The sequence below is a fragment of the Sulfurovum sp. bin170 genome (assembly GCF_010892395.1).
GTDB lineage: Bacteria > Campylobacterota > Campylobacteria > Campylobacterales > Sulfurovaceae > UBA1140.
On record NZ_JAACKB010000023.1, the window covers coordinates 1 to 4,343 of the forward strand.

The 4,343-nt window shown below is 37.7% G+C and carries 3 protein-coding genes; all 3 read left to right on the forward strand.

Annotated elements, in window-relative coordinates; all coding sequences use genetic code 11:
• Positions 1-239: 239 nt before the first annotated feature.
• Positions 240-980 (forward strand): sulfite exporter TauE/SafE family protein, encoded by a 741-nt coding sequence (locus tag GSY74_RS00640; RefSeq protein ID WP_164663171.1) that lies wholly within the window; start codon positions 240-242, stop codon positions 978-980.
• A 4-nt stretch (positions 981-984) separates the two neighbouring features.
• Entirely contained in the window at positions 985-3,804 is a 2,820-nt protein-coding gene (gene uvrA, locus GSY74_RS00645) for an excinuclease ABC subunit UvrA (protein ID WP_164663172.1), read from the forward strand.
• Positions 3,805-3,968: 164 nt separating this feature from the next.
• A partial coding sequence (locus GSY74_RS00650) for a hypothetical protein (protein ID WP_223157417.1) occupies positions 3,969-4,343 on the forward strand: 375 nt, incomplete at its 3' end.

The window sequence follows — 4,343 nt, forward strand, 5'->3', positions numbered from 1 at the left end:
GTGTTTGGCACATTGGTTCCTTTTCTTTGTGGTGTTTTAATTCGAATGCTTAATTTTAACAGAAAAGTCATTTATATACAATATAAAGTTTTTGTTAATGTTATATTTTAAACAATTTTTAATATTATGTAACCAATTAGTTTCAATTAAGTGTGAGATTTTCCCTACTCGCATTACGAAATGATATACTATTATGATATAATTTCGGCTTAAATTTATGCAAAATGAGTGGAGCCTATATGGAAGTGGTATTAGTTTTAGTAGGGGTAGCCGTAGGAACTCTATCAGGCTTTTTTGGTATTGGTGGGGGGATGATTCTTGTTCCAATATTGATGCTACTTGGTATTGATATTAAAACAGCTATTGGTATCTCTATTGTTCAGATGGTATTCTCCTCTTTTTATGGCTCTTATCTCAACCATAGAAGAGGTTCACTTGTTTTAGGTGAAGGTATTTGGGTAGGTGTTGGTGGTTTTGTTGGTGGTTTTATTGGAGTCTATCTCTCAATGGCTATCTCTAGTAGAACGCTAGAATATCTGTTTATGGGACTGCTTATCTTTGCACTCTATAGACTATTTTCTGCCAAGCCCAAAGATGATGGAAGTGTCAAAACGCTTCATGTTGGTGTGCTTTTTTTTGTAGGTATGATGATAGGTATATTTGCTATTAGTTTGGGAGTTGGTGGCTCTATTATGTTAACACCAATATTGGTAGGTTTTCTGCATTATCCTATCAAAAAGGCAGTCTCAGCAGGACTCTTTTTTGTGGCATTCTCCTCTATTGCAGGATTGACGAGTCATCTCTCTGTTGGCACTGTTGATTTGGAAAAGGGTATATTTGTGGCGGTTGCTTCACTCTTTGGTGTCTATATGGGGGTGTGGCTAAAAGAGCATGTATCGGACTCCAAGCACAAACTATATCTGCTTATTATGTATGGTGTTGCGTTGTCAATTTTGATAAAAAAAATATTTTTAGGATAAGAGAATGAAAAAAGATAAAATAGAGGTTTTTGGAGCAAGAGAGAATAATCTAAAAAATATTAATGTTGAGATTCCTAAAAATCAGTTGGTTGTTATTACAGGAATTAGTGGTAGTGGAAAATCTACTTTAGCATTTTCTACACTCTACGCAGAGGGGCAGAGACGATATATCGAATCTCTATCCTCTTATGCTAGACAGTTTCTAGGAAGAGTAGGGAAGCCTGATGTGGATAAGATAGAGGGTTTGACCCCTGCTATTGCTATCGACCAAAAGACCACATCCAAAAATCCCAGATCCACCGTTGGTACTATTACAGAGATATACGACTATCTACGGCTTCTGTTTGCACGAGTTGGAAGACAGCATTGCCATGAGTGTGCTAAACCAATCTCATCTATGAACGCTTCTGATATTATAGAAGAGGTTTTGAAACTCCCTAATGGAGCAAAATTGGTGATTATGGCTCCCCTTGTCAAAGAGAAAAAAGGTACATTTGCTGATATGATAGAATCCTTACGGCACAAGGGCTATATCCGAGCGATGATAGATGGGGTGATGGTTCGACTTGATGAGGAGATAGAGCTATCTAAGACCAAAAAACATACCATTAAAGTTGTGATTGATAGAGTTGTGGTCAAAGAGGAGAGCAGGGATAGGATAGGGCAAGATGTAGAGAAAGCTCTAAAAGAGTCATATGGTGAGGTGGAGATAGAGGTTCTAAACTACAAAGATTTTGAGATGGATAGGCAAAATATTCACTACTCTGAACACTTAGCATGTTTTGATTGTAAACTCTCTTTTGAGCCTTTGGAGCCTGTTAGCTTCTCTTTCAACTCTCCAAAAGGTGCATGTCCTCTTTGTGATGGCTTGGGAATTCGTTATGTTATTGACCTCAAAAAGGTTATTAATTCTGCATTGAGTATTGATAAGGGTGCTGTGAAGATAATGTATGGTTTTAACAAAAGCTACTACACCAAGTTCCTAAATGCCTATTGTGAGCAGAACGATATACCCGTAGAGATACCTTATGAAAAATTAGAAGAGTATCAGAAAAAATCTATCCTCTATGGTGGAGGCAATGATGTTGACTTTACTTGGAAAAAACATAAGCTCAAAAGAGAGTGGCCAGGGGTAGTGAAGTTTGCTCACGATATGTTTAGCGATGAGAAGGATATGAGTGAGTATATGACCGAAAAGGTCTGTGATAGATGTGAGGGGCATCGTCTGCGTCCAAGGTCTCTAGCCGTGAAGATAGAGGGAAAAAATATCGCCGATATTATAGATATGCCTATCGAAAAAACATATAAGTATTTTGCGGATAGAGGGAACTTTTCTCACTTTACAGAGCAACAGAATCTTATTGCAGATTCGGTGATTAATGAGATAAAAGAGAGGCTATTTTTTCTATATGATGTTGGGCTTACATATATTACACTTAGCCGTGACGCAAGAACTATCTCTGGTGGAGAGGCACAACGAATTCGTATCGCCTCACAGATTGGCTCTGGGCTTACAGGTGTGATGTATGTACTGGATGAGCCAAGTATTGGACTGCATGAGAGGGATACCAAAAAGCTTATCAGAACGCTTCGCTCTCTCCAAGAGAAGGGAAATTCTGTTATTGTCGTGGAGCATGACAAAGAGACGATTATGTCAGCAGACTATGTGATTGATATTGGACCAGGGGCGGGTAAATTTGGTGGGGAGGTTGTTTTTGCAGGAACTGGTAAGAAGATGATGAGAGCCAAAACCTTAACAGCAGAGTATCTATTTGGAGCCAAAGATATTGATTATCCTCACGATAAACCACAAGAGAGTTGGATAGAGATTAACAATGTGACGCTAAATAATATAGAGAATCTATCAGCAAAAATACCTCTGAAAAACTTTGTCTGTATCACGGGAGTCAGTGGAAGTGGTAAAAGTTCTCTGATATTGCAAACACTTCTACCCGTAGCAAGAGAGGTTCTAAACCATGCAAGAAAAGTGAACAAGGTAGATGGTGTAGAGATAAAAGGATTAGAGCTTGTAGATAAGGTAATCTACCTAGACCAAAGCCCAATAGGAAGAACCCCAAGGAGTAACCCCGCAACCTATACAGGTGTGATGGATGAGATACGAAAGCTTTTTGCCCAGACCAAAGAGGCTGAACTAAGAGGATATAAGATAGGAAGATTCTCTTTCAATGTCAAAGGTGGACGATGTGAAAAGTGTAGTGGAGATGGTCAGATAAAGATAGAGATGCACTTCTTGCCTGATGTATTGGTGACCTGTGATGGTTGCGAGGGGTCAAGATATAATGCTCAAACGCTAGAGGTGTCGTATAGAGGTAAATCTATCGCAGATGTACTTGCAATGTCCGTTACAGAAGCTATGGATTTTTTCAAAGCTATTCCCAAAATTGCTATCAAACTAAAGACTCTAATGGCTGTAGGACTTGACTATATCACCCTTGGTCAAAATGCCACAACCCTCTCTGGTGGTGAAGCCCAAAGGATAAAACTTAGTAAAGAGTTGAGCAGAAAAGATACAGGGAAGACACTCTATATACTAGATGAACCAACCACAGGTCTGCATTTTGCAGATGTGGATAGGCTAACAGGTGTGCTTCATCATTTGGTGGATTTGGGTAACTCTGTAGTGGTCATCGAGCATAATCTTGATATGGTCAAAAATGCAGATTACATCATAGACATGGGACCAGAGGGGGGGAATAAGGGTGGAGATATTATCGCCACTGGAACCCCTGAAGAGGTGGCTAGAACGCATGAGGAGACTGGGTCTTATACTGGGAAGTATCTGGTGGGGGAGTTGAAGGGTTGATGGGTATGATATAATCTATACTATCTGCATAGAGTAGGTTTTAACTTGATATATTTTTACTCCTTGGTTTCGTTGCTCATTCTTTTTTAGATAAAAAATTCTAAATCAGTTTGAAAATAAAAGTAATTTGTTATAATGAAAAAAAATATTTTAGGTGATTTTATATGTTAAATATAGTAAGAGGAGATTTTAAAAACAAACCTGAATCTTCAAAACAATTAGCAAGTTGTTTTGAATCTATCAAAAATAATTATGAAGGTACATTATACATTGGTTATCCGATAATAGGAACTGCTAATGGTGGTTTTAAAATTGATGCTTTATTAATCACAAAAGAGAGTGGACTAGTTGCTTTTCATATTAATGAAGGTATTGATTCTACTATTGATTATCAAGATATTCAGGATGAAATTTATACAAAAATACAATCAAAATTATTTCAATATAAAACATTAACAAGCAAAAGAAATTTAGCTGTTGAGATTAATGTAGTAACTTATGCTCCTGCGTGGTCAAATATTCCTGAAGAGGATACGGAA

What these genes read in the sequence shown, in the direction of transcription:
- uvrA (WP_164663172.1), top strand. Translation starts at nt 985, where the DNA reads ATGAAAAAAGATAAAATAGAGGTTTTTGGAGCAAGAGAGAATAATCTA.
- GSY74_RS00640 (WP_164663171.1), top strand. Translation starts at nt 240, where the DNA reads ATGGAAGTGGTATTAGTTTTAGTAGGGGTAGCCGTAGGAACTCTATCA.